Below are 4,025 nucleotides of genomic sequence, written 5' to 3'. Positions count from 1 at the left end.
GTGTTGAACATGTCCAGCACCATGCCGCGGCTGCTCGCCTTCAGGATGTTCAGGATCTCCCGGTTCACCAGCGTCACGAACACGATCGGCCGCCGACCCTCGAGATCGGCCGAATGGTTGATCTCGCGCACCACCTGGTGCACCTTGTCCTCGGAGTCGATGAACGGGCGCCGCACGTGCCGCGGCTTGATCGCGAACTGGGCCAGGATCGAGTTGCCGAAGGTCTCGGCCGTGATCCCGGTGCCGTCGGAAACGAAGTAGACAGTGCGATTGGCCATGTGAACAGGGGGGCGTTGAGGCATCGATGATAGGCAGGAAGGCCCGTAAAATCGCCCCCAATCTTCCAAATCGCCCCTGACGCCCCCTAGGTCCATGCCACCACTCGAACACCTCAAGCGCTGGACCGCGCGTCGCCTGCTGGAGCCCTCGGAGCATTGCTCGGGTTCGCGGTTCGGGCGGGAAGCACCGGTTTCTCAACATCACGGAGCTTTCCCATGTCACTTCCGAACCTGGCGACCGCCCTGGTCGCACCGTTTGAACATCTGAGAATGACCGACGTCGAGGCGGTCGGCGGCAAGAACGCCTCCCTCGGCGAAATGATCAGCCAGCTGGCTGCCTCGGGCGTGCGGGTGCCCGGCGGCTTTGCCACCACGGCGCACGCGTTCCGACAGTTTCTCGCGCACAACGGCCTGGCCGCGCGCATCCAGGATCGACTTTCCACCCTCAACACCGATGACGTGAAGGCGCTGGCCGAGGCCGGCGCGCAGATCCGTGCCTGGATCGAGGCCACGCCGTTCCCGCCCGAGCTGGAGACCGCCATCCGCGCCGAATTCGCGCGGCTGACGGCCGACCACCCGGGCGCGTCGTTCGCCGTGCGCTCGTCGGCCACCGCCGAAGACCTGCCCGACGCCAGCTTCGCCGGCCAGCAGGAGACCTTCCTCAACGTGATCGGCATCGACGAGGTGCTGCACAAGATGAAGGAGGTCTTCGCGAGCCTCTACAACGACCGCGCCATCAGCTACCGCGTGCACAAGGGCTTCGCCCACAGCGACGTGGCGCTGTCGGCCGGCGTGCAGCGCATGGTGCGCTCCGACCTCGGCGCCGCCGGCGTGATGTTCACGATCGACACCGAGAGCGGCTTCACCGACGTCGTCTTCATCACCTCCAGCTACGGCCTGGGCGAGACGGTGGTGCAGGGCGCCGTGAACCCGGACGAGTTCTACGTGCACAAGCCGGCGCTGCGCAACGGCAAGCAGGCCATCATCCGCCGCAACCTCGGTTCCAAGCTGATCAAGATGGAGTTCGCGACGCCCGCCGAGCGCGCCGCGTCGGGCAGGCTCGTCAAGACGGTCGACACCGCCACCGAGCTGCGCAACCGCTATTCGCTGAGCGATGCCGACGTGGCCGAGCTGGCCGGCTACGCGCTGACCATCGAGCAGCACTACGCCCGCCCGATGGACATCGAGTGGGGCAAGGACGGCGCCGACGGCAAGCTGTACATCCTGCAGGCCCGCCCCGAGACGGTGAAGAGCCAGGCGGCCGGCAAGGCGGAGCAGCGCTACAAGCTCAAGGGCAGCGGCACCGTGCTGGCCGAAGGCCGCGCGATCGGACAGAAGATCGGCACCGGCCCGGTGCGCATCGTGCACAGCCTGGCCGACATGGACACCGTGCAGGCCGGCGACGTGCTCGTCACCGACATGACCGACCCGAACTGGGAGCCGGTGATGAAGCGCGCCAGCGCCATCGTCACGAACCGCGGCGGGCGCACCTGCCACGCGGCGATCATCGCGCGCGAGCTGGGCATCCCGGCCGTGGTCGGCTGCGGCGACGCGACCGAGACGCTGAAGGAAGGCGCGCTCGTCACCGTGGCCTGCTCCGAAGGCGACACCGGCTACATCTACGAGGGCCTGCTCGACACCGAGGTCTCCGAGGTGCAGCGCGGCGAGCTGCCGTACTGCCCGGTGAAGATCATGATGAACGTCGGCAACCCGCAGCTGGCCTTCGATTTCGCGCAGATGCCCAACAGCGGCGTCGGCCTCGCGCGGCTCGAGTTCATCATCAACAACAACATCGGCGTGCACCCGAAGGCGATCCTCGACTACCCGAACATCGACCTCGACCTGAAGAAGGCGGTCGAGTCGGTGGCGCGCGGGCATGCGTCGCCGCGCGCGTTCTACGTCGACAAGCTGGTCGAGGGCGTGGCCACCATCGCGGCCGCGTTCTGGCCGAAGCCGGTGATCGTGCGGCTCTCCGATTTCAAGAGCAACGAGTACCGCAAGCTGATCGGCGGCTCGCGCTACGAGCCCGAGGAAGAGAACCCGATGCTCGGCTTCCGCGGCGCGTCGCGCTACGTCAGCGAGAGCTTCGGCGAGGCCTTCGCGATGGAGTGCGAGGCCCTGAAGCGCGTGCGCAGCGACATGGGGCTCGACAACGTCGAGATCATGGTGCCGTTCGTGCGCACCGTCGGGCAGGCGAAACGGGTCGTCGAGATGCTGGCCGAGCACGGGCTCAAGCGGGCCTCGGCGGGCGGGCAGGACGGGCTGCGCATCATCATGATGTGCGAGGTGCCGAGCAATGCGATCCTCGCCGAGCAGTTCCTCGAGCACTTCGACGGCATGTCGATCGGCTCGAACGACCTGACGCAGCTGACGCTCGGGCTCGACCGCGATTCGGGCATGGAGCTGCTGGCGCGCGACTTCGACGAGCGCGATCCGGCCGTGAAGGCGATGATCTCGCGCGCGATCGCGGCCTGCCGTGCAGTCGGCAAGTACATCGGCATCTGCGGCCAGGGGCCGAGCGACCACCCCGACTTCGCCGACTGGCTGGCGCAGGAGGGGATCGTGTCGATCTCGCTGAATCCCGACACGGTCGTCGAGACCTGGCAGCGCCTCGCGAAACGTTGAGCGTGATGTGACGCCGGTCGAACCCACCGCCTACTGGCGCCGCAACCGGCGCATCGTCGCCGGCCTGCTGGCGGTGTGGTTCGCGGTCGGCTTCGGCGTCGCGTGGTTCGCGCGCGACCTGGGCTTCGGCTTCTTCGGCTGGCCGTTCAGCTTCTGGGTCGGCGCGCAGGGCGCCTTGCTGGTGTTCCTCGCGATCATCGGCGCCTACGCGTGGGTGATGAACCGGATGGACGCCGCGCAGCCGGGCGGCGACCATGCCGGCCATGAGTGACCCCGGCGAGCAGCGCCGCTTTCTTCGCCGGCTCAACAAGGTCTACGGGCTCTACACCGTGGGCCTGCTGGCGTTCATCGCGGCGCTCGCCGCCGCCGAGCAGGCCGGGCTGCCCAAGCGCTGGATCGGCGTCACCTTCCTGCTGGCCACCGTCGCGCTGTATGCCGGCATCGGCATCATCTGCCGCACCACCGACGCGAACGAGTACGACGGGGCCGGGCGGCGCGTGCCGGCGGTCTACAACGGCATGGCGACCGCGGCGGACTGGATGTCGGCCGCGTCCTTCATCAGCCTGGCCGGCACCATGTACCTGCAGGGCTATGGCGGCCTCGCGTTCATCATGGGCTGGACAGGCGGCTTCTGCCTGGTGGCGCTGCTGCTGGCACCGTACCTGCGCAAGTTCGGCGAGTTCACGATTCCCGACTTCCTCGGCGCCCGCTATGGCGGCCATGCGCCGCGGCTGATCGGCGCGGCCGCGGCCATCCTCTGCTCGTTCACCTACGTGGTGGCGCAGATCTACGGCGTCGGGCTGATCACCACGCGGCTGACCGGCGTGGCCTTCGAGGTCGGCATCTTCCTCGGGCTGGGCGGCGTGCTGGTGTGCTCGTTCCTCGGCGGCATGCGCGCGATCACCTGGACGCAGGTGGCGCAGTACATCGTGCTGCTGGTGGCCTACCTGGTGCCGGTGGTGTGGCTGTCGGTCAAGCAGACCGGCGTGCCGGTGCCGCAGGCGATCTACGGCGCGCAGCTGCAGAAGCTGAGCGAGCGCGAGAAGGCGCTGGCGCAGGATCCGCGCGAATTGGAGGTGATCGCGCTGTACAAGGCGCGCGCCGAGGGCGATGCGATGCGGC

General features: G+C 68.2%; 4 protein-coding genes. 3 read left to right on the top strand and 1 reads right to left on the bottom strand.

Features of this window, described 5'->3' with window-relative positions; genetic code table 11:
• Positions 1-278: kinase/pyrophosphorylase (locus AC1D15_RS20660; protein ID WP_477827440.1), on the bottom strand; the 278-nt coding region annotated here is incomplete at its 3' end.
• Between the two features lie 216 nt (positions 279-494).
• Between AC1D15_RS20660 and ppsA the strand changes: the two genes are divergently transcribed.
• The 3 genes from ppsA to AC1D15_RS20645 all read left to right on the top strand — a co-directional run.
• Positions 495-2,903 carry a phosphoenolpyruvate synthase gene (ppsA, locus tag AC1D15_RS20655; protein ID WP_477827439.1) on the top strand — a complete coding sequence of 803 codons (2,409 nt, stop codon included), beginning with the start codon at positions 495-497 and terminating at the stop codon, positions 2,901-2,903.
• Between the two features lie 7 nt (positions 2,904-2,910).
• Positions 2,911-3,174: a DUF4212 domain-containing protein gene (locus AC1D15_RS20650; RefSeq protein WP_465112330.1), complete on the top strand. Its 264-nt coding sequence runs from the start codon at positions 2,911-2,913 to the stop codon at positions 3,172-3,174.
• Positions 3,167-4,025, top strand: an 859-nt coding sequence (locus AC1D15_RS20645; protein WP_477827438.1) for a VC_2705 family sodium/solute symporter, incomplete at its 3' end; no start/stop codon positions are given. The genes AC1D15_RS20650 and AC1D15_RS20645, both read left to right, overlap by 8 nt.

The sequence above is a fragment of the Rhizobacter sp. P2_H2 genome (assembly GCF_056403375.1).
The sequence above is the reverse complement of the archived record's forward strand: the minus strand, read 5'-3'. Positions and strand labels throughout refer to the sequence as shown.